Source organism: Amycolatopsis sp. NPDC051758 (assembly GCF_044453095.1).
Taxonomy (GTDB): Bacteria; Actinomycetota; Actinomycetes; order Mycobacteriales; family Pseudonocardiaceae; genus Amycolatopsis.
Genome location: NZ_JBITCJ010000005.1, coordinates 714492 through 737900 on the forward strand (window position 1 = coordinate 714492; position 23409 = coordinate 737900).

A 23409-nucleotide genomic window follows, 5' to 3' on the forward strand; every position below is an offset into this window, starting at 1 on the left:
CGTGGCGTGGCGCCGGGCCGAAGGAGGCCCGATGGCGGGTTCCCCCTGGACCTGTGCGCAGTGCGGCGCGGTCAACGACCCCGCCGCCCGGCGGTGCGGCACCTGCGCGAGCCTGGCCCCGGGCCGGGCTCGCGTGCGGGCGCTGTGGGTGCTGCTCACCCTGATGCTGGTCGCCGGGGTCGCGGTGGCCGGGGTCCTGCTGTTCGCCGGGCGCTCGAAGCCGGCGCCGGCCGCGTCCGGGCCGTTCCCGGAGTACACGACCCCCGCGCTGCCGACGACCAAGACCGTCGTCACGACCGCGAACGCCCTGACGCCGCCGGCCACGCCGTCGACGTCGACCTCGGCCGCCCCGGCCGAGAAGCCCTGCCCCGGTGACGCCGCCCGATACCTGCCAGGCGGCGCTGGGACGGCGTTGCTGGTGGCGCAGACGGCGAAGTCCCTCATCACGGTCTGCAAGACGCCCGACGGCCGCGTCTTCTACGACGGCCAGGCCCGCGGGCAGGCGGCCTCGGACGACACCCACATCCTCCTGCCGGCCGAAGCCGCGGGTGACGGCTTCGTCGCGGTGAACGGCGACTACCGCTACACGATCTCCGGGGGCCGGCTGGTCGTCTCGGCCGGCTCCGAGGTGCTCTCGGACGACGCGCTGACCCCGGTCGGCTGAGCGCCGAACAGCTCTTCCACCGGCTCCGCGTCGAACCCGAGGTCCTGCCGCATCCGGGCGCGCATGACGCGGTAACCGCGCTGGCCCGCGTCCCAGGCGGCACGGGTCTTCGTGGTGTCGCCGTCGGCGTCGAGCAGCATCGTGGTGAGCCGCATCCGCGGCAGCGCGGCGTCGCTGACCAGCCGACGGACCGCCTCCGGGGCGTGCAGGGCAACCGGGCCGAGCGCGTGCTGGGTCTCGCTGCGGACCCCCCGCAGCTCGGTCACCTGGTGCTCGTCGAGCCGATCGCCCGCCTCGCGGACGGCGCGGGCCTGGAACAGCACCCCGTCGAACGCCTCCAGCGCGCCGAGCAGCAAGGCGTAGGCCTCAGCGCGCGTCTCGTGCGTCCGGGCCTCCCGCTCGCGCTGCCAGCGGCGCTCCTCGCGGGCCGTCTCTTCGGTCATCCGCCGGGCTTCGCGCCGGCCCGAGAGGACCTGCGTGAGGAGCACCCCGGCCAGGCCGAGCAGCGCGACGACGATCGGTATCCACACCGGCACCTGGGAACCCACGAGCGCACCCTATCGACGACGCTCAGGATGTGGGAGCAGCGCCGCCGGCCCGGCTGTTTTCCGCATGCTGGCGGCATGGCTTCTCCACTCGACAACCCGGCGTGGGCGTCGCTGACCGGTCCGCACGCCCGCTTCGCGGAACGACGGGGGCGCGTGCTGCGCTACCAGGAGGACGTCGCGCCGTTCCTCGCCCTCCCGGACGATCCCGGCGCGCAGGACTGGCGGGACGTCGCCGCGCTGGCCGGCCCGGGGGCGGTCGTCGTGCTCGCGGCCACCGCCGAGCGGCCGCCGCCCGGGTGGGAGGTGCTCGACGAGATCCCCGGTGTGCAGCTCGTCGACGAAGGCATCGCGGCCGCGCCGGAGCCGGAAGCCGTCCGGCTGGGCCCCGCGGACGTGCCGGAGATGCTCGACCTCGTCGCGCGGACGCAGCCGGGGCCGTTCCGGAAGCGGACCGTCGAGCTCGGCACCTACCTCGGGATCCGGCGCGGCGGCGCGCTGGTCGCGATGGCGGGAGAGCGGCTGCACCCGCCTGGCTTCACCGAGATCAGCGCGGTCTGCACCGACCCGGCGCATCGGGGGCAGGGCCTGGCGACGCGGCTCGTGCTCGCCGTGGCCGCGGGCATCCGCGAGCGGGGCGAGACGCCGATGATGCACGCGGCCGCGAGCAACACCGGCGCGATCCGCCTCTACCTCTCCCTGGGCTTCGGCCTGCGCCGGCGGCCGGACTTCGTGGCGGTCCGCGTGCCGGCGACGGTGGCGGTCTAGGCCCCGGTCGACGAGCCGGGCCGCACGATCATCAGCACCGTCACCACCGCCCACAGCAGGTTGAACACGCCGGTGACCATGGCCAGCCGCGCGGCGCGCCGGCCCAGGGTGTCCGATGTGGACTCCCCGGTGAGCTCGGCGAGCAGGCGCTTCTGGCGTGGCAGCACGAGCAGCGCCAGCACCGCGGCCGCGACGGCGGTGAGGCCGATCGACACGATCAGCCACGGGTCGCCCATGACGTGCATGGTGCCGGCGACGCCGAACCCGAACACCGGCACCGCGACGGCGGCGTAGGCGTACACGCGGCAGATGCGGTGCAGCAGGGTCACGGACTTGAGATCACCTCGCCGGACCGCGGCGGGGAACATGCTGGCCGCGACGGCGACCGGGCCGACGGCGAGGATCGCCGCGAGGACGTGGACCGAGAGCAGGAACTTCGACACGAGCCGAAGTTAGTGGTCCGGGCGGGTGCCGAGGAGTGGCAGGAATGCCAGGAACCGCCGGGTTCCGGCCAATCCCGTCCGGATGTCGATTCCGGCGGCTCCGGTTCGACGTCCGGGTAGCACCGGAAAGGGGACCACGATGACCGCCTCGATCACCACCGCCACGCCGGCCCGGGTCCGGAGCCTGCCGGTCCTGCTCGCCACCGAAGACGACGCCGAGGACATGGGCCTGCTGGCGCCGGACGACCGCCTGACCTGCCACGTGCACGGCCGGTGGATCCACCAGTGTGTCGCCTCGCCGCTGCACGTCAGCCCGGTCACCCGGCACCGCTGGTGCCGCGACTGCAGGACCGAACTGGCCGTGGCCGTCGACGAACTCTCGCTGACCGTCTTGATGTCGTGCCCGCGGTGCGGACACGGCGGCAGCGCCGCCACCACCCAGCTGACCACGGCTTGCCGGGCCAGCCTGGCCGCCGAGCGCGAAGCCCGGCAGGCGGCCTGAGCTACCGGGGGACGGGTTCGGCGTCGACGCCGAGCGCCTCCAGGCCCGCGTAGACGTCCGGCCGGCGGCGCCGCAGCCAGGCCGCGAGGCCGAGCCCGGCGGCCACGGCCACCACCAGCAGCGCGATCGCGGGCGCGGCGGAGCCGGCGAGGGTGGGGAAGTTGACGATCGCCAGCACCGTCACGGCGACCAAGCCGAGCCCGCCGAGGCCGGGCGCCACCGCGGTGCGCCAGAGCCGCGGGTCGCGCCGCTTGCGGAAGTACGCGACGACGGCGACCCCGGCCAGGGCCTGCAGCGCGATCACGCCGAGCGTGCCGATGCCGGTCATGCTGGCCGTGAGGTCGGCGAGCGGGTCCAGCCCGGCCAGCGCGTAGACCGCGGCGATCAGCGCCGCGAACCCGATCTGCGTCCCGCTGGCGAGGTACGGCGCGCCGTTCGAAGCGTTCGTCCGGCCGAGGACCGCGGGCAGCACCCGGGCCCGGCCGAGCGCGAACAGGTACCGCGTCGCCGAGTTGTGCAGCGCCAGCAGCGCCGCGAACAGGCTCACGACCAGCAGCAGCATCATCACGTCGGTGAGGAACGACCCCAGGTAGGTCCGGCTGATCGAGAAGACGAGATCCCCGGCGGCGAGGTGGTCCTGGCCGGCCTGCCCGGCCTGGGCGACGCCGGTCGCGCTGACCACCGCCCACGTCGTGAACGCGGCGAAGACGCCGATCAGCGTGATCGCCGTGTAGGTCGCGCGGGAGATCGTCCGGTGCGGGTTCCGCGCCTCTTCGCTGAACAAGCCGGTCGCTTCGAAGCCGACAAAGGCGTTGAAGGCGAACAGGAAGGCGATCCCGACCGACCCGGAGAACACCACGCCGGGTGCGAACGCGTGCCCGTCGAGTCCGGTGCGGACGGCCACCGCGACGTCCAGCACGAGCAGGATCGACACCTCGAGGACCAGCGAAACCCCGAGCACCTTCGCGCTGACGTCGACGCCGCGCCGGCCGAGCGCGAACACCGCGACGGCCGACAGCAGGCTCCAGAGCTGCCACGGCGTGTGCCACCCGAAAACCTGCTCGACGACGTTCGCGGTGAAGAACCCGCTCGTCCCGACCGCCCCGGCGACGAAGCAGTTGTAGCCCAGCAACGCGATCAGCGCCGCGACCAGGCCGAGCGGACGGCCCAGTCCTTTGGTGACGTAGACGTAGAACCCGCCCGCGCCGGTGACGACCTTGCTCATCTGCGCGTAGCCGACGCCGAAGAGCACGAGGATCACGGCCGAGAGCAGGAAGGCGCCCGGCATGCCGCCGCCGTTCCCGAGCGCGATGCCCAGCGACGCGATGACGACGATGCCGGTCAACGGCGCGACGGCGGCCAGGACGAGGAAGACGACACCCGGGGTGCCCAGTGCGTCTCGGCGCAGCGAACCCGGTTCGGCCATGGGGTTTCTCCTCACCTGGTGACTGTCCGGCCATGGTGCGCCCCGAACCGGCGGTGGTCTTGTGCCGCAGCGCAGGCCCGTTGTCACCGGACGCGGGATACGGTTGCGCCATGCGGCGGAGCACGGTGCACCACGACGGCGTCACGATCCCGGTGTCCCGCGGCGGCCGGGGCCGGCCGCTGGTCCTGTGCCCGGGGCTGAACTCGACCCAGGCCGACCTGCACGAGCTGATCGAGCTGCTGCGGCGCGACCACGACGTGGTGACCTTCGACCTCCGCGGCCACGGCTCGGCTTCAGCGGCCGGGCGGTACTCCTTCGACGCGTTCCTCGGCGATCTCACCGCGGTGCTGGCGAGTCTCCCCCTGCGCGAACCACCGGTGCTCGTGGGTTATTCGCTGGGGGCGGACCTGGTGCTGCAGCACGCCGCCGGGCACCCGGGCACCTTCGCCCGGCTCGTGCTCGTCGACGGGGCGATCCCGGTGCCCGAACCGTTCCTCACCGAGGCCGACCTGCCGGTGTTCCGCGCGATGTGGGACGACATGGCGAAGGAGCAGGCGGCGCGCCAGGACCCCGCGCGCCGGGTGCTGCTCAGCGGACCGGAAATCCTCGACCTGAACGTCGAAATCGACGACGTCCGTGCGAAGATCCTCGGCCGGTACCGGGAGATCGACCGCCCGATCAGCCTGATCGTGTCGACGTCGATGGCCGGTGACGGCGGCGAAGAGCTCGTGGAACGGTGCAACCGGAACTGGCGGGCCGGTGTCGACCGGCTCGTCCGCGAACGCCCGGACGTCACCACGTCCTGGCTGGACGCCGATCACGGGCTGGTCTTCACCCACGCACCGCAGGTCGCCCGGCTGATCACTAGCCCGGCACCCACATCGTGACGCGGGTGCCGCGCCCCGGCTGCGAATCCACCGTGCCGTGCCCGCCGACCTCGGCCAGCCGCGCCACGATGGACTGGCTGATGCCGAAGCCCGGCGGCCGGTCCTGGACGTCGAAGCCCTGACCCTGGTCACGGGCCACCACCGCGATCCCGCCGTCACGCTTCTCCACGCGCAGCACGACCTGCTTCGTCCCGGAGTGCTTCACGGTGTTGCGCAACGCTTCCCGGACGGCTTCGCACAGGGCGGCACGCCGGTCGTGGGAGACCTTGTTGTCGTCGGCGAAGTCCGCGGCGACGAGCTGGGTGCGCAGGCCGTCGCGCGCCATTTCGGTGGCGACGTCGGCGAGCTCGACGGCGAAGCCGCGGGACGGCCCGGTGGGCACCGGCTCGGTGATCCGGCGGCGCAGCTCGGCCGCTTCGGCCTTGGCCACCGAACGCAGCTCCGAGAGCCGGGTGACGGCTTGCGCGTCGTCCCCCGGCGCCGAAATGGCCAGCGCTTCGAGGGTCTGCAGCACGCTGTCGTGCATGATGCGCCGGGTGCGGCGGCGTTCGGCCTCGCGGCCGCGCCGGAGCCCGATGTCGAGGGCGAACCGGGTGCCGACACCGAGCAGGACGAGGATGGCCACCGCGAGCACGATCGCCACGGCCAGCGCGACCAGGCAGCCGATCGAGCGGGTCATCGCCAGCGGGTCGCCCAGCGGGAGGCCGCCGGCCAGGGTCAGCGCCGCCCGCAGCGGGACGGCCGCCGCGAACAGCCACAGCGCCGCGGGCAGCCCGGAGGTCCCCGCCCACATGGCGACCGCGCCGACCAGCCACGTCCAGGACACGTCGATGGCGAACGGCTGCACCGCGGCCGGGGCCGTCACCGCCACGGTGAAGTTGAGCAGCACCCCGATCGCGAGGTCGAAGCCGAGTGCGCGGCCGGTGGCGCGGGCCCGCAACCCGCCGTTGCGCAGCACCCACACCATCGCGACGGTGTTGGCCGCGACGGCGAACACGGTGGCGCCCAGCGCCGGTCCGAGCCCGACGGCGCCGTTCGCCGCGGCGAAGCCGATGAACACCTTGACGAACGCGGCGATGCGGTAGGCGAGCGGCACGACGATCCAGTAGCGCGACGCACGGGCGAGCGTCGCGTCGCCGACCGCGGTGAGGTCCGCGGTGTCGTCGACCGGTCCGGTGGGTTCCGCCGGTGTGCCGCTGCGCAAGAGCGTGCGGACGAACGCGCGCGGCGGTGCGGCAGAGCCCGCCTCGGGCATCGGTGGTCCCCGTTCATCCGGCCGTCCGGGCGGCCTGAGCCTGGCAGCGGAACCGGGGGATAGTCAACCGTCCGGCGGCGGAGTCCAGCCCGGTGGAGCAAGCGGCGACGGCGGCCGGGAGCCGATCAGTACGCGTGGTAGAGCGACTCGTCGTCCGTGTACTCCGCCCAGCCGGGCGCGCCGGTGGCGGCGAAGCGGTGCCAGGCGCTGTTGAGGTCCCTCGCGAGCTCCCGCGGCGCGTGCTCGCCGAGCAGGCTCCGCGGCCCGGACAGCGCGCCCAGCGCGTCGAACACGAACGGCAGTTCGAGCCCGTGGCACGCGCCCAGCCTGCCCTCGAGCAGGGGAGAGCCCCACTCGAACTCGTACCGGTAGGTCCGGCCGGTGTGGTTGGCCGCGAGGTCGCGCACCCCGTCGCGGAAGACCAGGTCGGTCAGGGCCTCGACGAGGACCTCACCCGCGGTGCGGTCGGTGCCGAGGCCGTAGGCGTGCAGGATGCCGGCGGGGTCGGGGTGTGACACCGCCAGTGACGCGATCGCCTGGTCGTCGGTGACGGCTTCGAGCGCGCCGGAGGGCACCAGGAACAGGCGCATCTCTTCGCTGCAGCTGCCCGCGATCAGGTCGACGTCGGCGCCCGCGCCCGCCCGGATCGCCTTGCCCGGGTGCTGCGGCAGAACGTCGTCGCCGACCACCGGGAGGAACGGGCTGAGCCCGTAACCGCGGTCGTAGCCCAGCGCGTCCCGCAGGTCCGGCGCCCCGCCCGGCCGCAGGACGGCGTCCTGCGCGTCGAGCAGCTGCTCGGTAGACACCTTCCGGAACGCTTCGGCGGTCGGTTCCGCCTTCAGCTCGTCGGCGACGACCTTGGCCAGCCGCCGCGCCTGGACACCGTCGCGCACCATGTCCGGGTGTCCGCTTTGGACGATGGCGCGGTGGAAGAGCCCCGGGGAGAGCGGCGAGCCGAGCAGGCACGCCACGCTGACCGCGCCGGAGGCCGCGCCGAAGAGCGTGACGTTGCCGGGGTCGCCGCCGAACGCGGTGATGTTCTCCTGGATCCAGCGCAGCGCCGCGAGCTGGTCGCGCAGGCCGAGGTTGGTCGCACCGCCGTCGACCGGCAGGAACCCGTCGATGCCGAGCCGGTACTGCACCGTCACCAGCACCGCGCCGGCCCGGGCGAACGCGGTCCCGTCGTAGACCGCCGCCGAGCCGGTGCCGCCGAGGAACGCGCCGCCGTGCACGAACACCAGCACCGGCAGGCCGGCCGCGCCCAGCTGCGGGGTCCAGACGTCGACCGTCAGGTACTCCGGGCCCGGCCGCCAGCCGGCGCCGCTGATCGGCGAGAGGTCGATCCCGGGCACGTCGTGGCGGCGCTGCGGCGCGGTCGGCCCGGGTCTCTGCGTGTCGCGGACGTCTTCCCACGGCGGAGCCGGGACAGGTTCGGAGAAGCGGAGATCGCCGTCGGGTGCGGCGGCGTAGGGGATGCCGCGGAACCGCGCGACACCGGCGGGGGTGACCTGACCGCGGACCGCGCCGGACGTGGTGGGGACGACGGGGTCGGTCATGCGGGGGTCCCTTCGAGGATCAACAGCGGGCGGCTCGGCGCCGCGCCCGACAGCCTAGGACCGGGACCCGTCCGGCGTCATCGGCGAAGGTCGTCATCGTTGTCGCGGATGGGTAACGGCGCCGGGCACGATCCGCCAAGTGGCCGATCGCGGGAAAACCCGGAGCCCGGCACAGCCGAAGGGCGGGGCGCTCGCCGGCGCCCCGCCCTTCGGCCGGCATTTCTGCCGCTCTTGCCGGTCCGGTCAGTCTGCGAGCAGATCCTCGATGGTGATCGGGATGTGCCGGACCCGGGTGCCGGTGGCGTTGTACACCGCGTTGGCGACGGCCGCCGCCATGCCGACCGTGCCGATCTCGCCCAGGCCCCGCGCGCCGACCGCGTTGTGCAGCGTGTCCGGGTACTCGACGAAGTGGACGTCGACCTCCGGGATGTCGGCGTTCACCGGGAGCAGGTAGCTCGCGAAGTCGCCGTTGGCGAGCCGGCCGTTGGCCTCGATCTCCAGGCCCTCGTGCAAAGCGGCCGACACGCCCCAGATCATGCCGCCCATGATCTGGCTGCGGGCCGCCTTGTCGTTGATGATCCGGCCCGCGTCGAACACCCCGAGCATCCGTGACACCCGCGCCTCACGCGTCAACCGGTGCACGCGCACCTCGCAGAACTGCGCGCCCCACGAGCTGAACGAGTGCTTGGTGACCTCTTCGCCGGGGGCCGACGAACCGGTCACCTCGAGCGTCTCGCGGCCCACGGCGCGCAGCAGCTCGCCGAACGTCATGGACCGGCCGTCGGCGAAAACCCGGCCGTCGGCGTAGGTGACCTCGGCGCCCTCGAACGGCGCGCCGGGGTCGGCGGCGAGCGCCACCAGCTCGTCGATCGCCTTGGTGGCGGCGATCATGATGGCCGTGCCCGCGCTCGCCGTCGCCGTCGAGCCGCCGGACAGGCCGCCCGGCGGCAGCGCCGAGTCACCGAGCCGAGGCGTGATCCGCTCCGCCGGGATGTCCAGCGATTCGGCGCCCACCAGGGACAGCACGGTGAGCAGGCCGGTGCCCGGGTCCGCGCCGCTCGTCGCGACGTCGGCGGTGTCGTCCGCCCGCAGCGTGATGCCGACCGTGGCCGGGAACCGGAGGGCGGGGAACATCGCCGTGGCCACACCCGTGCCGACGAGCCAGTCGCCGTCGGTGCACGAGCCGGCCGGGCGGTGCGCCCAGCCGAACCGCTGCGCGCCGACGCGGAAGCACTCGTCGAGGTGCTTGCTCGACCACTGCAGGTCGTTGCCCGGCGGGGCGATCGAGCTGTTGCGGATGCGCAGCTCGATCGGGTCCATGTTCAGCGCGACGGCGAGTTCGTCGACCGCGCTCTCCAGCGCGAACGAGCCGGGCGCTTCACCCGGGGCCCGCATGAACGTCGTCGGCGGGATGTTCAGCGGCACCACCTTCTGGCTGATGGCCAGGTTCTTGGTGGCGTACCACTCGCGCGAGGTGCCGTGCGACGTCGGCTCGACGAACGAGCGGGCGGTGTCCGTGCTGCACCACGAGTCGTGGCTGACGGCGACCAGGCCGCCGTCCCGCTCCGCGCCGAGCTTGATGGTCTGGACCGTCGCGGCGCGGCCCGCGGTCGCGGTGAAGACCTGTTCGCGGGTGAGCGCGGCCTTCACCGGCCGGTTGAGCGCCCGGGCCGCCGCGGCGGCCAGGAACGCCGGCGCGGACGTGCGGCCCTTGCCGCCGAACGCGCCGCCGACGAACGGGTTCACCGCGTGCACGGCCGCCAGGTCCAGCTCCAGTGCGCTGGCCAGCTCCATCGCCTGCAGGTTCGACGCCTGGTTGCCGCTGTAGATCGTCAGCACGCCGTCGTCCCACACCGCGACGGCGGAGTGCGGCTCCATCGCGGCGTGGTTCTGGGTCGCGGTGGTGTAGGTCGCCTCGACGACCACCGGGCTCGCGGCGAACGCGTCCGCGATGGACTCGACGCCGTCTTCGAGGACCTCCAGGGTCGGCGGCGCGCCGTCCCGGGCCGGCGGCGCGTCTTCGGCCGTCGCGAGGCCCTCGGCCAGCGACGTCTTCGCCGGCAGCGCACGGTAGGCGACGTTCACGAGCGCCGCCGCGTCGCGGGCCTGCTCGAACGTCTCCGCGACGACGAAGCCGATCGGCTGGCCGTAGTAGGTGACTTCCTTGTCCTGCAACGGAACCCACGTGTCGCCGAACAGCGGCGAGGTGGCCGTGCGCATCTCCAGCGGGTCGAACGGCGAGTAGACGCCGAGCACGCCGGGGGCCTCCCGCGTCGCGGAGAAGTCCATGGCTTCGATCTCGCCGTGGGCGATCGTGCTGAGCACGACGTAGCCGTAGGCCATGCCGGAGAAGGAGTGGTCGGCGCCGTACTTGGCCCCGCCGGTGACCTTCAGCGGCGCGTCCAGCCGGGTGATCATCGGGTGCTCCCCTCGGTCAGTTCGAGCAGGGCGCGGACGATGGTGCGCTTGAGCAGCGGCACCTTGAACGCGTTCTCCGACAGCGGCCGGGCGCCGTCGGCCGCCACCGAGACGGCCTCCTCGAAGGCGGCCTCGGTCGCCGGGCGGCCCTTGAGGGCCTCTTCGACGGCGGGCAGGTGCCACGGCACCGTGCCGACCCCGCCGGCCGCGACCCGGGCGTCGGCGACCACGCCGTCCCGGACGTCCAGCGCGACGGCGGCGGAGCACAGCGCGAACTCGTAGGACTGCCGGTCGCGCACCTTGACGTAGGTGGAGTTCGCCGCCCAGTCCAGCCGCGGGACGATCACCTCGGTGATCAGCTCGCCGGGCCGCAGGTCGTTCTCCAGCGCCGGGGTGTCACCGGGCACCTGGTAGAAGTCGCGCAGGGCGACTTCGCGGGTTCCCTCGGCGTCGGCCAGCTTCACGCGGGCGTCGAGCGCGACCAGGGCGACGGCGACGTCACTGGCGTGCGTCGCGACGCAAGAGTCGCTGGTGCCGAGGATGGCGTGCATCCGGTTGGCGCCCTCGATCGCGGAGCAGCCGCTGCCGGGCTCACGCTTGTTGCACGGCGAGGCGACGTCCCGGAAGTACGAGCAGCGCGTGCGCTGCAGCAGGTTCCCGCCGATGCTGGCCATGTTCCGGATCTGCTGCGACGCGCTCAGCAGCAGGGCGCGCGAGATCGCCGGGTAGACGTCCGGGTGGGCGGCGATGGCGCTCATCCGCTCCAGCGCGCCGAACCGCAGCCCGTCACCGGAGCTGATGCCGCGCAACGGCACCTCGTTGATGTCGAGGACGTGCTGCGGCGTGAGGACGTCGAGCTTCATGAGGTCGACGAGCGTCGTCCCGCCGGCGAGGAACGTGCCGGGGGTGGCGAGCGCCGCTTCGACGGTGGTGGGGGCGGTCAGCTCAAAGGGACGCATCGGCCCGCCTTGCCTGCTCGACGGCCTTGACGATGTTCGGGTAGGCGGCGCACCGGCAGATGTTGCCGGACATGAACTCCCGCACGTCCGTGACCTCCTGCTCGACGGCGGCGACCGCCGACATGATCTGGCCGGAGGTGCAGAAGCCGCACTGCAGCGCGTCCTGGTCGACGAAGGCCTGCTGCACCGGGTGCAGGCTGTCCTCAGTGGACAGTCCTTCGACGGTGGTCACCGGCTGCTTGACGGTGGCGGCCAGGGTGAGGCACGAGAGCACGGGCCGGCCGCCGACGTGCACGGTGCAGGCGCCGCACTGGCCGCGGTCGCAGCCCTTCTTCGGGCCGGTGACGTCGAGGCGCTCGCGCAACGCGTCCAGGAGGGTGACGCCGGGATCGACGTCCAGGTGTTCGGTGGTGCCGTTGACTTCGAGTGAGATGTCCACTGGTCTCTTTCCGCAGCTCGTCCGGGTGGTGGACCTGACGGTGGTGGTGGCGGCGAACGGGTACCGGATATTCATCCGCTTGATGACCCGTTCGCGAGGCTAGCGGATTACAATCCGGTTCGCAACGAAGGGTGCCTGCTGGAGTTGGTCCAGCTCCGGCGGGTTCCTGCACTACATTCAGCGGGACGACGAGACTTCCGGGAGGGACGATGACGACGGGTTCGGTCAGCCCCCGGCGTGCGGACACCCGGCGCAACCACGAGCGCATCCTGGTCGCCGCGGCGGCGTCGCTGGCCAAGACGGGTGAGGTCTCGTTCAACGCGATCGCGAAGCAGGCCGAAGTCGGCGTCGGCACGGTGTACCGGCACTTCCCGACGCCGGAGTCGCTGATCCTGGCGGTGTACCAGCGCGAAGTCCGGCACATCGTGGACATCGTGCCGGTGCTGCTGGACAAGCACGCCCCGGACGAGGCGTTCCGGGTGTGGGTGACCGACCACCTGGCGCACTACATGATGACGAAGAAGGGCCTCGCCGACGCCCTGCGCACGGCGACGGCGTCGCGCGGCGAGCTCCCCGCGAGCGCCTACGACGCGATGGTCGGCGCGGTGTCGACGTTGCTGGAAGCCAATGTCGCGGCCGGAACCGTGCGGCCGGGCCTCAAGCCGGTCCAGGTGCTGCGCGGCCTGGCCGGTCTGCTGCTCCTGGACCCGAACGGGGAGTGGCAGCGCGAGGCGGAGGGGCTCGCCGACCTGCTCTGGCACGGGATGGCCCGCTAGACGCCGTTGTCGAGCCGGACGGTCACGGTGACCCGGCCTTTCTCGTCCCGCCGGGCTACCGCGTGCCCGCTGCGGTTCACTTCGTCGACCTCGAGCGAGAGCGGCGCGCCGTCGCCGGTGAAGTTGCGCCACCACGACTTCGCGTCGGGCATCCGGACGCCGATGGTGACGACGTCCCCGGCCCGCCGGTAGCCGACGGGCGTGCTGAAGGTGCGCCCCGACCGCCGTCCGGTGTAGGTGACCTGCGTGAGGTGGCGGCGCACCATCCGCCCCCAGCGCGGTGACGTCCGGAGCGTGCCGACGCAGGTGTTCACGCGGTCGACGGCCTTCTTCGGGAGCGGGCCTCGGTATCCCATTGGCGACCTCCTGGGTTCGTCCTGCCGCCACCGTACCGGAAAACCGGAGGTAGGTGTTCCGGTTAGGTGGAGGGGCGGGTGCGGAAGGTCGCGCCGGGCTGTCGGGCGATCCGCTCGGCCGCGTTCGCGTGGTCGCCTTGAGCAGGCCGAACCTGCCCGGCGTCGGCGGCGGTCAGCCGGGCGATCCCCGGTGGTGAGGGGTCGGCGTTCCGGTTCGCCGGGAACAGGGAGGAGTCCAGTGGCTGAGCGAGGGGTCGAAGCACCGGAAGCCGTCGGCCGGCAACGGCATCAGCTTGCGCCTGAGGTTGGCGTTGACGAGGTGGCCGTGGGCGAAGACGAGTACGGGCAGGACGCCGGAGGGCAGGTGCGCCTCGCCGGGGTCGCCGAGCCGGGTGCCGATGCCCGAGCCGGCAATGGTGCCAGGAACCGGTGCGCCGCAACACGGGCTAGGTGTACCGACCGCGGAGGTTGGGTACGGGCCGACACGTGCTCGGATGATCTTGGCGCGGGGAGGGCCTCCGGGTTCGGTGTGGATTGCGGCATCTGCACCGGCGACCTGGAGCCTCGTGGCCCACGCTAACTCACTCCGGACCCCGACCGGCAGGCTGCGCCTGGCCCGCTGCGTCGTCGAAGACCGGTGGCCGTTGCGGCGAGCCGCGGAACGGTTCCAGGTCTCGGTCACCACCGCCGCCCGATGGGCCGGCCGCTGCCGCGACCCCGGCGAAGCCGCGTCCCCAACCTCACGGGTCAATACAGCTAGGTCAGCGGGCCCGAGTCGAAGGAGGCGTCGCGGCGCACGGACTCCTGACCGGTAGTGGCTCAGGTCGAGGTGGGGAACGTGAAGGCGGCCTCCGTGTGTGGCCAGCGGGTGGTGACGACCTTCGCCCGGGTGTAGAAGCGGACGCCTTCCGGGCCGTGGATCGGGCTGTCGCCGATGAGGGAGTCCTTCCAGCCGCCGAAGGAGTAGTACGACATCGGGACCGGGACCGGGACGTTGACGCCGATCATGCCGACCTTCACCTCGCGCTGGAACTTGCGGGCGGCCTCGCCGCTCGCCGTGAAGATCGCGGTGCCGTTGCCGTACGGGTTGGCGTTGATGATCGCGATCGCGTCGTCGACCGTCTCGGCACGCACGATCACCAGCACCGGGCCGAAGATCTCCTCGCGGTAGGCGTCCATCTCCGGCGTCACGTTGTCCACAAGGGACGGCCCGATGAAGAAGCCCTCTTCGTGGCCCTCGACTTGCAGGCCCCGGCCGTCGACGACCACGGTGGCGCCCTGCGTGCCGCTGCCGGCGACGGCGGCGGCCACGCGCTCGCGGGCGGCCGGGCTGATGACCGGCCCCATGTCGCTCGCCGGGTCGCTGCCCGGGCCGACCTTCACCTCGCGGGCCTTGCGTTCGAGGATCTCGACCAGCTTGTCCCCAGCGGAGCCGACGGCCACGCCGACCGAGATCGCCATGCAGCGTTGCCCGGCCGAGCCGAACGCGGCCGCGGTGAGGTGGTCGGCGGCGTACTCCAGGTCGGCGTCCGGCAACACGACGGCGTGGTTCTTCGCTCCGCCCAGGGCCTGGACACGTTTGCCGGCCGCGGTGCCGCGCTGGTGCACGTACTTGGCGATCGGGGTCGAGCCGACGAAGGAGACCGCGGCGATGTCGGGGTGGTCGAGGATCGCGTCGACCGCGGTCTTGTCGCCGTGCACGACGTTGAACACACCCTCGGGCAGTCCGGCTTCGGCGTACAGCTCGGCGACCAGGTTCGACGCGGACGGATCACGCTCGCTCGGCTTGAGCAGGAAGGTGTTGCCGGTGGCGATCGCGATCGGGTGCATCCACAACGGCACCATGATCGGGAAGTTGAACGGCGTGATCCCGGCGACCACACCGAGGGGCTGGCGGAAGTTGTGCACGTCGACGTCGCGGGAGACCTGGTCGGAGAAGCTGCCCTTGAGGGCGTCGGCGATGCCGCAGGCGTATTCGACGACTTCGCGGCCACGCACCACTTCGCCGCGGGCGTCGTCCACGACCTTGCCGTGTTCGCCAGAGATGAGCCGGGCCAGTTCGTCCTCGTGCTGCACCAGCAGCTCGCGGAACGCGAACATCACCTTGGTCCGTTGGGACAGTGAGGAGTTGCCCCACGATTCGAAGGCCTTGCCCGCGGCGGCGACCGCGGTGTCCACATCGGACGCTTCGGCGAGCAGGACCTCCGCCCGCTGCCGCCCGGTGGCCGGGTTGTAGACCGGTGCGGTGCGGGTCGAGCCCGCCGGTGTCGCGACGCCGTTGATCCAGTGTTCGATGGTGTTCACGGTGCTCCCACGGGTAGTGCGCTGAATCCGGTCGTTCACAACAGCCCCACAGCGGTGTCGACAGCCTTGGCGACGTCACCGTCGTGGGGGTAGAGCAACGACCGCCCGACGACCAGGCCCTGCACGGTCGGTTGGGTGAGCGCGCGCTGCCACGCCGCGAAGGCCGCGTCCGGGTCGGTGACCTCGCCGCCGAGCAGGACGGCCGGCAGGGTCGAGGAGGCGAGCACCCGTTCCATGTCGTCCACCACCGGCAGCTTGAGCCAGGTGTAGGCCGACGAGCGGCCCAGTCCGGCGGCGATGGTGATCGACTTGATCACGGCGTCGGGGGAGAGGTCGTTCTTGAGGCGCCCGCCGGTCCACTGCGACAGGAACGGCTCGACCAGTGCAAGGAGCTTGCGGTCGGCCAGTTCGTCGACCGCCCTCGCGGTGTTCTGCAGGACGCTCGGTGTGGCGGGGTCGTCGAGGCAGATGCGGGTGAGGGTCTTGCCGCCGTCGAACCGCATCCGGTCGATCGCTTCGGCGTCGTAGCAAGCGAAGCGATCGTCGACCTCGAAGCTCGACCCGGCCAGCCCGGTCCGGTTCATCGACCCGATGACCGTCTTGCCGTCGAGCACGCCGAGCAGCAGCAGGTCGTCGAGGATGTCCGCGGTCGCCAGCACACCGGTGACCCCGGGCCGCTCCAAGGCGAGGCACAGCCGCTCCAGGAGTTCGCCCCGGTTCGCCATCGCCGTGGGGTCGCCGCCGACGGCGTTGGCGCCACGGGCCGGGTGGTCCGCGGCGATGATCATCGTGCGGCCCTTGCTGTTGAAGGGTGTCTTGGCTCGCACGCGGCTCGCGGCCGCCTCGGCGATCGTGCCCGGGTCGTGCACCCGCTTGGCGACGATGCGCCGCACCATGTCCGTCACGCGTTCGACGATGCCAGCGGCTCGGAGACTTTGTCAAGACATATGGACATGCAGTCATCCGGCCGGGTGACGGTAGGCTCCGGTGGTGAGCACCCCTCCGTCGTCGTCCGGTCCGGACGTCACGCACCCGGCCTGGGACCCCGGCCGGGAGATCGAGCTGGATCCCGGCAGTCCCGAGCCGCTGTACTTCCAGGTCTCCCGGCAGCTGCACGCCGCGATCGAGGACGGCAGGCTGCCGGCGGGCGCCCGGCTGGGCAACGAGATCGACCTGGCCGCGAACCTGCGGCTGTCCCGGCCGACCGTCCGCCAGGCCATCCAGACGCTGGTCAACCAGGGCCTGCTCGTGCGGCGGCGCGGGGTCGGCACCCAGGTCGTCCGGACCAAGGTCGCGCGGCCGCTGCGGCTGAGCAGCCTGTTCGACGACCTCGCCGGGCTGGGCGGCAAACCGGAGTCCGTGGTGCTGGCCAACCGCGTGGAGGACGCCGACGCCGAGGTGGCCGAGCTGCTGGAGGCGCCGGACCTGACGCGAGTGCGGCGGCTGGCGCGGATCCGGTCGACCGACGGCGAGCCGCTCGCGCTGATGAACAACTACCTGCCCGACGGCGTCATCAACCCGGCCGACGACGAGCTGCGCGACAAGGGCCTCTACCAGCTGCTGCGCTCGGCAGGAGTGCGCCTGCACGCGGCCGAGCAGCACATCGGCGCCCGGCTGGCGACCGAAGAAGACGCGGAGCTGCTCGACGAGGAGCCGGGCGCGGCGCTGCTCACCGTGCAGCGCACGACGTACGACGACACCGGCCGCGTCGTGGAGTACGGCTGGCACGTCTACCGGGCGTCCCGCTACACGTTCAACCTTTCGCTGACCAACGGCCCTCAGTAGCGGCAGCGGCGGAGGTAGTAGGCCCAGGTGACCGCGGCGAGCAGCGGCGCCCACAGCAGCAGCGGCAGGTAACAGGCGACGACCAGGACGTGCCGGGCCGGTTCGGCGAACCGCAGCCCCTCGATGTCGGGGAAGGCGCGGAAGGCGTAGGCCCAGATCAGCGCGAGGGCGACGGACCCGAGCGCGGCGGGCACGATGGCGGCGAACGGTGTGACCCGGCGGCCGCCCAGCAGAGGGAGCCACCGCGGGACACGCTCGCCCCAGGGCCGCACCAGGCCGAGCGTCAGCAGGGCGAGGCCTTCGCAGAGGACGCTGAGCGCGACGAAGCTGATCGCGTCGGCGACCGTGACCACGGGAACGGGCCGGATGCCGACGTCGACCCCGGCGGCGAGGGCCAGCCGCCAGAGCCCGGACGGCAAGGTGAGCAGCGGAACGGTGTGTGCGGCGGCGACGGCCCAGCGCGGCGGGCGCCGGCCGTCGTGGACGGAGAGCGGAACCATGCCCCGAGGCTGCCCGGGCTGCGGGGCCGGGAACTCCCTCCCAGGTATCGCTCGTCCCGCCGCGGGAGTGAACCGCCGCGGGACGAGCGACCGGGCTACCCGAGCGAGGCGACGAACTTCCGGATGTCGTCCACGTAGAGCTTCGGCTGCTCCAGGGCAGCGAAGTGGCCGCCCTGCTCGTATTCGCTCCAGCGGGTGATGGTGGGGTAGTCCCGCTCGGCGAACGCGCGGATCGGCAGCGCGGGGTCCTGGCCGAACACGGCGACCCCGATGGGCACGGTGACCTCGTCGGGTGCGACGCCGGGGGTGAAGATCGCGCCGAGGTGCGCGCCCGACTCGTAGTAGAACTGCGCCGACGACGTCGCGGTCCCGGTCAGCCAGTAGAGGCTGGCGTTGGTGAGCAGGCGGTCGCGGCCGACCTGCTCGTCGGCGGTCTTGACGCCGTTGTTCCAGTCGTGGAACTTCTCCACGATCCAGGCCAGCTGCCCCACCGGGGAGTCGGTCAGGCCGTAGCCGATGGTCAGCGGCCGGGTGGACTGGACCTTCATGTAGCCGGACAGCTCGGCGTCGAACCGGCCCAGGCCCGCCAGCCGGGCGCCGTCGGCCTCGGTGAGGTTCTCGAACTCGGCCGGGTCGCCGGAGGGCACGGTCAGCAGCATCGACACGTGCGCGGCCTTGACCTGGTCCGGGGCGTGGTGGGCCAGGGCGAGCGAGATGAGCGAACCCCAGTCGCCGCCGGCGGTGACGTAGTCGGTGTAGCCGAGCTGCTGCATCAGTGTCGCCCACGCGGCGGCGACGCGGTTGACGTCCCAGCCGGGCTCGGTGACCGGCCCGGAGAACCCGTGCCCCGGGATCGACGGGATGACCAGGTGGAACGCCTGCGCCGGGTCGAGGCCGTGGGCCGCCGGGTCCGACAGCGGGCCGATGACGTCGAGGAACTCGACGATCGAGCCGGGCCAGCCGTGGGTCAGCAGCAGCGGCTTCGCACCCGGTTCGGGGCTGGTGACGTGCAGGAAGTGCACCTCGACGCCGTCGAGCGCGGTGATGAACTGCGGGTACTGGTTGAGTTCCGCTTCGGCGGCGCGCCAGTCGTAGGTGCTTTGCCAGTACGTGGCGAGTTCGCGGAGGTAGTCGGCGGGCACGCCGCGTTCCCAGCCGGGTACCGACACCGCGGCCGGCCAGCGGGTCGAGGCGATCCGCGTCCGCAGGTCCTCGAGTTCGGAATCGGGGATGTCGATCCGATAGGGACGCATCGAGGTCACCTTTCGCCGGATGTGGGGTCCGACTAAGGGTGCTCACCGCGGGAGCGTGCGGCGTCTTCCTCGTTGCTCGACCGGCGAGCCGCTCAGTGACGCGCGTTCAGGGTGCCGAGCACCTGCTTCCACCCTTCCCGGGTGGCGGGGTGCCTGCTCGAGTTTTCGGCGAACTTCCCGCGCAGCTGCGCGTTCCGGGTCAACGTCAGTTCGGCTTCACGCCGGTCGCTGACGGTCAACGTCATTTCGCAGTAGCCCCATTTCCGGTTCTGGAACTTCCACAGGTATCCCGGCGTGAGAATCTCGTCGCCGAGGGTGCCGCCCATCCCGTGGTCCACCGGATCCAGGTCTTCGACCACGAGGTAGGACCCGCCGGGCATCGTGCGCACCATCCCGCCCTCCTGGGCGAAACCGACCGGCTGGACCTTCCGGCGGAGCTTCTTCAGGTCGCGCTCGAGGGCCTCCTTGGCCGTGGCGAGGATGGCTCGGACCTCTTTGCGCAGCGCCGGATCGTCGCTCATGGTCCGGCCAGTGTGGCACGCTCGGCGGTTGCGGCCCAGGGCGTCAGCGAATCGGGTGCAGCAGCGGCCGCGGGCCGGCGAGGGCCGTGGTCACCTGGTCGTCGTCCGGGGTCCGCGGGGCCAAGCCCGGCCCGGGGGTGATCAGGGTGTCGGCAACCGGCACGTTTTCGCCGCAGCGGAGGCAAACACCGGACGGCGTCACCTCGCCGGTGCAGGACGCGTGCACGAACACGCGCCGCCGGCCGGCCGGTGCGTAGTACTCGTCGCCCCAGGCCGCCAGGCTGCGGACGACCGGCCAGAGCGCCAGCCCCTTCGGGGTCAGCTCGTACTCGCTGCGCTTGCCCGGACCGGGGACGCGGGTCAGCACCTCTTCGCCGACCAGGAACTCGAGCCGTTCGGTCAGCACCGCGCGCGGGATGCCCAGGTGCTCGAGGAAGTCGCTGAACCGGCGGACGCCGAACACCGCGTCCCGGACGATCAGCAGGGTCCAGCGCTCACCGACGACCTCCAGCGCGCGGACCATCGAACAGGCCTGGTTGGTGTACTCGCGCGGCAGTGCCATGCATCCCAGTGTGCCACAGAAGAGTTCGCTCACCGAACCAAACGTGCTAGCCTCCGGAAAAGAGTTCGGTCACCGAATCAACTGGAGCATGCATGGAGCGTCGTCCCGGAGCCGTTCTCGTCGCCTCCGGCGGCGGGACCCTGCTGGCTCTGTTCGTCTTCACCGCGCCGCTGTCGATCGTCCCGGCGGTGACCGGCGGCCTCGGCGCCGGCGCGGTCGCGACGACGTGGATCCTCAGCTCGATGAGCCTCGGGCTGGCGGTCGCGCTGCTGCCGGTCGGCGCGATCGGCGACGACTTCGGCCGGCGACGCGTCTTCGTCGCCGGCGCGGCCGTGCTGGCCGCCGGGTCGCTGATCTGCGCGGTCGCCCCCGAGCCGGTCACGTTCATCGCCGGCCGGATCGTGGAAGGGCTCGGCGCCGCCGCGATGATCGCGTGCGGGCTCGCGGTGCTCGGGCCGGCCTTCCCGGACCCCGCCGGGCGCGGCCGGGCGACCGGCGTGTGGGGCGCGTGCCTCGGCGCCGGGATCGCCCTCGGTCCGCTGGCCGGCGCCGGGTTCGGCAGCTGGCGCACGCTCTACGTCGTCGCCACGGTGCTGGCCCTCGGCGTCGCCGTGCTGGGGCGGGTGCTGCTCGAAGAGTCGGTGTCCGGGCGGAAGCGGGCGATCGACGTCACCGGGTCGCTGCTGCTGGCGGGCGGGCTCGCGGCGCTGCTGGCCGCGCTCACCGAAGGGCGGCAGAGCTGGACAAGCCCGCTCGAGCTGGCGCTGATCGTGGCCGAGGTGGTGCTGCTCGGCGCGTTCGTCGCGCACCAGGCCCGGGCCGAGGGCGGGATGCTCGACCTGACGCTGTTCCGCCGCCCGGCACTGCTGTCCGCGACGATCGGCGCGTTCGTGGCGGGTGCCGGTGTCACGGCGCTGATGGTGTTCGTGTGCACGGTGCTCGAGAAGGGCCTGGCGCTGAGCCCGCTGGTGGCGGCGCTGACGGTCTTGGTCTGGTCGGCGACCAGCGTGGTCTCGGCGCTGCTGACCCGCCGGCTGCCCGCGACGTTGTCGGGCGGTGCGCGGATGAGCGCCGGGCTGCTGGTCGTCAGCGCCGGGCTGGTGCCGCTGGCGTTCCTCACGCCGGATTCGGGTCTGGGCGGGTTGTTCGCCGGCTTGACGGTGGCCGGGCTCGGCACCGGCGTGGTCAATGCTTCCCTGGGGCGCGAAGCGGTGGCGAGTGTGCCGCCGCACCGGGCCGGCATGGGCAGCGGGATCAACAACACGAGCCGCTACGTCGGCGCGGCGCTCGGCGTCACGGTGGTGACCCTGGTGGCCGTTCATCCGCCGTCAACACCGGCGAACCTGGTTGCGGGCTGGAACGTCGCCGTTGTCGTGTGCACCGCGGTGTCCCTGGTGGGTGCGGCCGCGATCGCGGCGCTGACCGTGGCGGGCAGGCGGACCGCGGTCGCCGTCGCGGGATAACGTTCGGCCATGGACTTGAATCTCCGTGGCAGGCGCGCACTGGTGACCGGCGCCTCGAAGGGCATCGGCGCGGCGATCGCGGAGGCACTCGCCGCCGAGGGCTGTGACCTGCACCTGGCGGCGCGCAGTGAAGACGCACTGGAGAGCCTGGCGCGGAAGCTGCGCGAGACCCACGGCGTCGAGGTGACGGTGCACGTCGCGGACCTGCGCGAGCCGGCCGCCCTCGAGCAGCTCGCGACGGCCGAAGTGGACATCCTCGTGAACAACGCGGGTGACATCCCGGCCGGCACGCTCGACCAGGTGAGCCGCGACCGCTGGCGGCACGCGTGGGACCTCAAGGTGTACGGCTACGTCGACCTCACCCGGGAGTTCTACCCGCGCTTCTGCGAACGCGGCCACGGTGTGATCGTCAACGTCATCGGCACCGGCGGCGAGCGTCCCACGGCGAGCTACATCGCGGGCGGCGCGGGCAATGCCGCGCTGATGGCCTTCACCCGCGCGCTCGGCGGCGAAGGCCCGCGGCACGGCGTCCGCGTGGTGGGCGTCAACCCGGGTCCGGTCGCCACCGAACGCATCACGGCCATGCGTGCGGCCAATTCCGATGTGGACGCGAGCTTCGCCGCGCTGCCGTCGGGCCGGACGGCCGAACCCGGGGAGGTCGCGGACCTGGTGACGTTCCTGGCCTCGAGTCGCGCGGCCTACATCAGTGGAACGATCGTGACGATCGACGGCGGGTTGACCGCGGCGCAGTAGGTCGCCGGCTCAGGACGGGGAGCTCGCCAGGTCCGCCGCGCCGAAGGACACGTTGAACCGGTCGCACCAGATGCTCACGCTGGTGTACGCGGCCAGGTCGAGGTCTGCGGGGAGCGCGTAGTTCTGGTTTCCCTTGTTGCCCTTGAGCTTGCCGGCGTCGTGGTGCCGGCCGTCGTCGAACACGTCCCAGCCGTCCTTGCCCGGCTTGACCGGGGCGTCGGTGAGCCACACGTGGACGTCGGGGCCGCTGCTCGTGTCGAGGTTCTCCAGGCGCAGCACGAGCGAGCCGTCGGCCGTCCGTAGGATCCGGACGGTCCCGCTCGTGCGGTGCTCGTGGCTGATCAGCGTCCCGGCCGCCAGTTCCCGTGGTTCGGCGGCCGGTGCGGGCTGCGGTGCCGAGGGTTGTGCTGTCGAGGGTGGTGACGTTGCCGGCACGGCTTCCTGGACCGTTTCGTTCGTCCAGAGCTGCCACGGCTGGAACCAATACAGGCCGACGGCCAGGACCACGCCCAGGGCACCCGAAAGCCATAGCCACAGCCTGCGGTTCATCTTGTTCTCCTCGTCCTCGTTGCTGCCTCATTCAACGGGACAAATCGCCCAGCCGGTCCGGATTGGCGGTTACCGATCCCTTACGGACGCGAGTGCGTAAGGAATCCATAAGCACGGCATCGATTCCGGCGCCGTGGTGACGCGGCTACGTTGGCCCGATGCCGCACAGCCGATGGCCGCAGGTCCTCTTCGCCGCCGCTCCCGGCGTTCTGCTGGCAGGATTCGGATCGGCGCATCCGGGGCAGCTCGACGTGACGACCGCCGGCTGGTGGACCCACCTGCACGTCTTCCTCCTGCCGGTCTTCCCGCTGCTCGCCGCGGCCGTGTGGTTCCAGCTGTCCCCGGCACCGCCGTGGTTGCGCTGGCCGGGCCGGCTGGCGGCGTTCGGCTTCGCGGCGTTCTACGGCGGTCTCGACGCGGTTGCCGGCATCGCGGCGGGCACGGTCGTCACGGCCCAGGGTGGCGTGACTCCGGTTGTCGGTGCCGTGTTCGAGATCGGTGACCTGCTGGGTTACCTCGGCGCCGGGTGTTTCCTCGTGGCGGCCGTGATCCTGGCCGTCGACGTCGTGCTGCGGGCGCGTCTGCGGGCGGCGCCGGGAGCCGTGGTGCTGATCGTTTCCGCAGTGTCCTTCCTGGACAGTCACATCTTCTGGCCGCGCGGGGTGTTCACGATGCTGGGTGTCGCCGTGGGGATGGCTCTGCTGGCGGCAGTGGACACCGAGTAG

The 23409-nt window shown here is 72.3% G+C and carries 25 protein-coding genes and 1 pseudogene; 10 read left to right on the forward strand and 16 right to left on the reverse strand.

The window, feature by feature from the left end; genetic code table 11:
- Positions 1–31: 31 nt before the first annotated feature.
- The gene (locus tag ACIA5G_RS26990; RefSeq protein WP_395927882.1) at positions 32–664 is read left to right on the forward strand and encodes a hypothetical protein; all 633 of its coding nucleotides are present in this window, start codon (positions 32–34) and stop codon (positions 662–664) included.
- On the opposite strand, the gene ACIA5G_RS26995 is transcribed toward ACIA5G_RS26990, so the two are convergent.
- Complete coding sequence (locus ACIA5G_RS26995; protein ID WP_395927884.1) at positions 583–1212, reverse strand: hypothetical protein; 630 nt, start codon at positions 1210–1212, stop codon at positions 583–585. The genes ACIA5G_RS26990 and ACIA5G_RS26995 overlap by 82 nt on opposite strands.
- Positions 1213–1287: 75 nt before the next feature.
- Between ACIA5G_RS26995 and ACIA5G_RS27000 the strand changes: the two genes are divergently transcribed.
- Positions 1288–1977, forward strand: a complete 690-nt coding sequence (locus ACIA5G_RS27000; protein ID WP_395927886.1) for a GNAT family N-acetyltransferase — start codon at positions 1288–1290, stop codon at positions 1975–1977.
- Here the strand turns inward: ACIA5G_RS27000 and ACIA5G_RS27005 are convergent.
- Complete coding sequence (locus tag ACIA5G_RS27005) at positions 1974–2420, reverse strand: DUF2269 family protein (RefSeq protein ID WP_395927889.1); 447 nt, start codon at positions 2418–2420, stop codon at positions 1974–1976. The genes ACIA5G_RS27000 and ACIA5G_RS27005 overlap by 4 nt on opposite strands.
- 139 nt (positions 2421–2559) lie before the next feature.
- Here ACIA5G_RS27005 and ACIA5G_RS27010 point away from each other — a divergent pair, with 139 nt between their 5' ends.
- Positions 2560–2922: a hypothetical protein gene (locus tag ACIA5G_RS27010; RefSeq protein ID WP_395927891.1), complete on the forward strand. Its 363-nt coding sequence runs from the start codon at positions 2560–2562 to the stop codon at positions 2920–2922.
- Between the two features lies 1 nt (position 2923).
- Here ACIA5G_RS27010 and ACIA5G_RS27015 read toward each other — a convergent pair whose 3' ends face one another.
- Positions 2924–4348, reverse strand: a complete 1425-nt coding sequence (locus ACIA5G_RS27015; RefSeq protein ID WP_395927893.1) for an APC family permease — start codon at positions 4346–4348, stop codon at positions 2924–2926.
- A gap of 110 nt (positions 4349–4458) precedes the next feature.
- Between ACIA5G_RS27015 and ACIA5G_RS27020 the strand changes: the two genes are divergently transcribed.
- Positions 4459–5235 (forward strand): alpha/beta fold hydrolase, encoded by a 777-nt coding sequence (locus ACIA5G_RS27020; RefSeq protein WP_395927895.1) that lies wholly within the window; start codon positions 4459–4461, stop codon positions 5233–5235.
- Here the strand turns inward: ACIA5G_RS27020 and ACIA5G_RS27025 are convergent.
- The 5 genes from ACIA5G_RS27025 to ACIA5G_RS27045 all read right to left on the reverse strand — a co-directional run bounded on the left by ACIA5G_RS27025 (position 5213) and on the right by ACIA5G_RS27045 (position 11862).
- Positions 5213–6490: a sensor histidine kinase gene (locus ACIA5G_RS27025; RefSeq protein WP_395927897.1), complete on the reverse strand. Its 1278-nt coding sequence runs from the start codon at positions 6488–6490 to the stop codon at positions 5213–5215. The two genes, ACIA5G_RS27020 and ACIA5G_RS27025, sit on opposite strands and share 23 nt — an antisense overlap.
- 125 nt (positions 6491–6615) lie before the next feature.
- Positions 6616–8046 carry a carboxylesterase/lipase family protein gene (locus ACIA5G_RS27030; RefSeq protein ID WP_395927899.1) on the reverse strand — a complete coding sequence of 477 codons (1431 nt, stop codon included), beginning with the start codon at positions 8044–8046 and terminating at the stop codon, positions 6616–6618.
- A gap of 243 nt (positions 8047–8289) precedes the next feature.
- Entirely contained in the window at positions 8290–10464 is a 2175-nt protein-coding gene (locus ACIA5G_RS27035; RefSeq protein ID WP_395927901.1) for a xanthine dehydrogenase family protein molybdopterin-binding subunit, read from the reverse strand.
- A complete protein-coding gene (locus tag ACIA5G_RS27040; protein WP_395927903.1) occupies positions 10461–11423 on the reverse strand; it encodes an FAD binding domain-containing protein in 963 nt (320 codons plus the stop codon). Before ACIA5G_RS27040 ends, ACIA5G_RS27035 begins: the two co-directional genes overlap by 4 nt.
- On the reverse strand, positions 11410–11862 hold the full coding sequence (locus ACIA5G_RS27045) for a (2Fe-2S)-binding protein (protein WP_395927905.1): 453 nt from the start codon (positions 11860–11862) through the stop codon (positions 11410–11412). The genes ACIA5G_RS27040 and ACIA5G_RS27045 overlap by 14 nt, the downstream gene beginning before the upstream one ends.
- 209 nt (positions 11863–12071) lie before the next feature.
- Here ACIA5G_RS27045 and ACIA5G_RS27050 point away from each other — a divergent pair, with 209 nt between their 5' ends.
- On the forward strand, positions 12072–12638 hold the full coding sequence (locus tag ACIA5G_RS27050) for a TetR/AcrR family transcriptional regulator (RefSeq protein WP_395927907.1): 567 nt from the start codon (positions 12072–12074) through the stop codon (positions 12636–12638).
- Here ACIA5G_RS27050 and ACIA5G_RS27055 read toward each other — a convergent pair.
- The gene (locus ACIA5G_RS27055) at positions 12635–12994 is read right to left on the reverse strand and encodes a hypothetical protein (protein WP_395927909.1); all 360 of its coding nucleotides are present in this window, start codon (positions 12992–12994) and stop codon (positions 12635–12637) included. The two genes, ACIA5G_RS27050 and ACIA5G_RS27055, sit on opposite strands and share 4 nt — an antisense overlap.
- 566 nt (positions 12995–13560) lie before the next feature.
- Here ACIA5G_RS27055 and ACIA5G_RS27060 point away from each other — a divergent pair.
- Positions 13561–13726 (forward strand): annotated as a pseudogene (locus ACIA5G_RS27060) (IS481 family transposase); the annotation flags it as partial.
- An 87-nt stretch (positions 13727–13813) separates the two neighbouring features.
- On the opposite strand, the gene ACIA5G_RS27065 reads toward ACIA5G_RS27060, so the two are convergent.
- Entirely contained in the window at positions 13814–15298 is a 1485-nt protein-coding gene (locus tag ACIA5G_RS27065) for a CoA-acylating methylmalonate-semialdehyde dehydrogenase (RefSeq protein ID WP_395927911.1), read from the reverse strand.
- A gap of 35 nt (positions 15299–15333) precedes the next feature.
- Positions 15334–16203 carry an aldolase gene (locus ACIA5G_RS27070; RefSeq protein WP_395927913.1) on the reverse strand — a complete coding sequence of 290 codons (870 nt, stop codon included), beginning with the start codon at positions 16201–16203 and terminating at the stop codon, positions 15334–15336.
- Between the two features lie 85 nt (positions 16204–16288).
- Here ACIA5G_RS27070 and ACIA5G_RS27075 point away from each other — a divergent pair, with 85 nt between their 5' ends.
- Positions 16289–17083, forward strand: coding sequence for a GntR family transcriptional regulator (locus ACIA5G_RS27075; protein WP_395927915.1), 795 nt, complete (start codon positions 16289–16291; stop codon positions 17081–17083).
- On the opposite strand, the gene ACIA5G_RS27080 is transcribed toward ACIA5G_RS27075, so the two are convergent.
- The 4 genes from ACIA5G_RS27080 to ACIA5G_RS27095 form a co-directional block, all read right to left on the reverse strand.
- Entirely contained in the window at positions 17077–17583 is a 507-nt protein-coding gene (locus ACIA5G_RS27080) for a hypothetical protein (RefSeq protein WP_395927917.1), read from the reverse strand. The genes ACIA5G_RS27075 and ACIA5G_RS27080 overlap by 7 nt on opposite strands.
- Before the next feature lie 95 nt (positions 17584–17678).
- Entirely contained in the window at positions 17679–18836 is a 1158-nt protein-coding gene (locus tag ACIA5G_RS27085) for an epoxide hydrolase family protein (protein ID WP_395927919.1), read from the reverse strand.
- Between the two features lie 92 nt (positions 18837–18928).
- Complete coding sequence (locus tag ACIA5G_RS27090) at positions 18929–19357, reverse strand: hypothetical protein (protein WP_395927921.1); 429 nt, start codon at positions 19355–19357, stop codon at positions 18929–18931.
- A 43-nt stretch (positions 19358–19400) separates the two neighbouring features.
- Positions 19401–19919: a winged helix-turn-helix transcriptional regulator gene (locus ACIA5G_RS27095; RefSeq protein ID WP_395927923.1), complete on the reverse strand. Its 519-nt coding sequence runs from the start codon at positions 19917–19919 to the stop codon at positions 19401–19403.
- A 92-nt stretch (positions 19920–20011) separates the two neighbouring features.
- Here ACIA5G_RS27095 and ACIA5G_RS27100 point away from each other — a divergent pair, with 92 nt between their 5' ends.
- Together ACIA5G_RS27100 and ACIA5G_RS27105 are read left to right on the forward strand one after the other, a co-directional pair.
- Positions 20012–21382 (forward strand): MFS transporter, encoded by a 1371-nt coding sequence (locus ACIA5G_RS27100; protein ID WP_395927925.1) that lies wholly within the window; start codon positions 20012–20014, stop codon positions 21380–21382.
- Between the two features lie 9 nt (positions 21383–21391).
- Positions 21392–22135, forward strand: a complete 744-nt coding sequence (locus tag ACIA5G_RS27105) for a short-chain dehydrogenase/reductase (protein ID WP_395927927.1) — start codon at positions 21392–21394, stop codon at positions 22133–22135.
- A 9-nt stretch (positions 22136–22144) separates the two neighbouring features.
- On the opposite strand, the gene ACIA5G_RS27110 is transcribed toward ACIA5G_RS27105, so the two are convergent.
- Positions 22145–22684: a DM13 domain-containing protein gene (locus ACIA5G_RS27110; RefSeq protein ID WP_395927929.1), complete on the reverse strand. Its 540-nt coding sequence runs from the start codon at positions 22682–22684 to the stop codon at positions 22145–22147.
- Between the two features lie 158 nt (positions 22685–22842).
- Between ACIA5G_RS27110 and ACIA5G_RS27115 the strand changes: the two genes are divergently transcribed.
- Positions 22843–23409 carry a hypothetical protein gene (locus ACIA5G_RS27115; protein ID WP_395927931.1) on the forward strand — a complete coding sequence of 189 codons (567 nt, stop codon included), beginning with the start codon at positions 22843–22845 and terminating at the stop codon, positions 23407–23409.

Bases quoted from the DNA above. Each gene is read 5' to 3' on its own strand.
- ACIA5G_RS26990 (WP_395927882.1), top strand. From the start codon at position 32: ATGGCGGGTTCCCCCTGGACCTGTGCGCAGTGCGGCGCGGTCAACGAC.
- ACIA5G_RS27000 (WP_395927886.1), top strand. From the start codon at position 1,288: ATGGCTTCTCCACTCGACAACCCGGCGTGGGCGTCGCTGACCGGTCCG.
- ACIA5G_RS27010 (WP_395927891.1), top strand. From the start codon at position 2,560: ATGACCGCCTCGATCACCACCGCCACGCCGGCCCGGGTCCGGAGCCTG.
- ACIA5G_RS27015 (WP_395927893.1), bottom strand. From the start codon at position 4,348: ATGGCCGAACCGGGTTCGCTGCGCCGAGACGCACTGGGCACCCCGGGT.
- ACIA5G_RS27020 (WP_395927895.1), top strand. From the start codon at position 4,459: ATGCGGCGGAGCACGGTGCACCACGACGGCGTCACGATCCCGGTGTCC.
- ACIA5G_RS27025 (WP_395927897.1), bottom strand. From the start codon at position 6,490: ATGCCCGAGGCGGGCTCTGCCGCACCGCCGCGCGCGTTCGTCCGCACG.
- ACIA5G_RS27030 (WP_395927899.1), bottom strand. From the start codon at position 8,046: ATGACCGACCCCGTCGTCCCCACCACGTCCGGCGCGGTCCGCGGTCAG.
- ACIA5G_RS27035 (WP_395927901.1), bottom strand. From the start codon at position 10,464: ATGATCACCCGGCTGGACGCGCCGCTGAAGGTCACCGGCGGGGCCAAG.
- ACIA5G_RS27040 (WP_395927903.1), bottom strand. From the start codon at position 11,423: ATGCGTCCCTTTGAGCTGACCGCCCCCACCACCGTCGAAGCGGCGCTC.
- ACIA5G_RS27050 (WP_395927907.1), top strand. From the start codon at position 12,072: ATGACGACGGGTTCGGTCAGCCCCCGGCGTGCGGACACCCGGCGCAAC.
- ACIA5G_RS27055 (WP_395927909.1), bottom strand. From the start codon at position 12,994: ATGGGATACCGAGGCCCGCTCCCGAAGAAGGCCGTCGACCGCGTGAAC.
- ACIA5G_RS27080 (WP_395927917.1), bottom strand. From the start codon at position 17,583: ATGGTTCCGCTCTCCGTCCACGACGGCCGGCGCCCGCCGCGCTGGGCC.
- ACIA5G_RS27085 (WP_395927919.1), bottom strand. From the start codon at position 18,836: ATGCGTCCCTATCGGATCGACATCCCCGATTCCGAACTCGAGGACCTG.
- ACIA5G_RS27090 (WP_395927921.1), bottom strand. From the start codon at position 19,357: ATGAGCGACGATCCGGCGCTGCGCAAAGAGGTCCGAGCCATCCTCGCC.
- ACIA5G_RS27095 (WP_395927923.1), bottom strand. From the start codon at position 19,919: ATGGCACTGCCGCGCGAGTACACCAACCAGGCCTGTTCGATGGTCCGC.
- ACIA5G_RS27100 (WP_395927925.1), top strand. From the start codon at position 20,012: ATGGAGCGTCGTCCCGGAGCCGTTCTCGTCGCCTCCGGCGGCGGGACC.
- ACIA5G_RS27105 (WP_395927927.1), top strand. From the start codon at position 21,392: ATGGACTTGAATCTCCGTGGCAGGCGCGCACTGGTGACCGGCGCCTCG.
- ACIA5G_RS27110 (WP_395927929.1), bottom strand. From the start codon at position 22,684: ATGAACCGCAGGCTGTGGCTATGGCTTTCGGGTGCCCTGGGCGTGGTC.
- ACIA5G_RS27115 (WP_395927931.1), top strand. From the start codon at position 22,843: ATGCCGCACAGCCGATGGCCGCAGGTCCTCTTCGCCGCCGCTCCCGGC.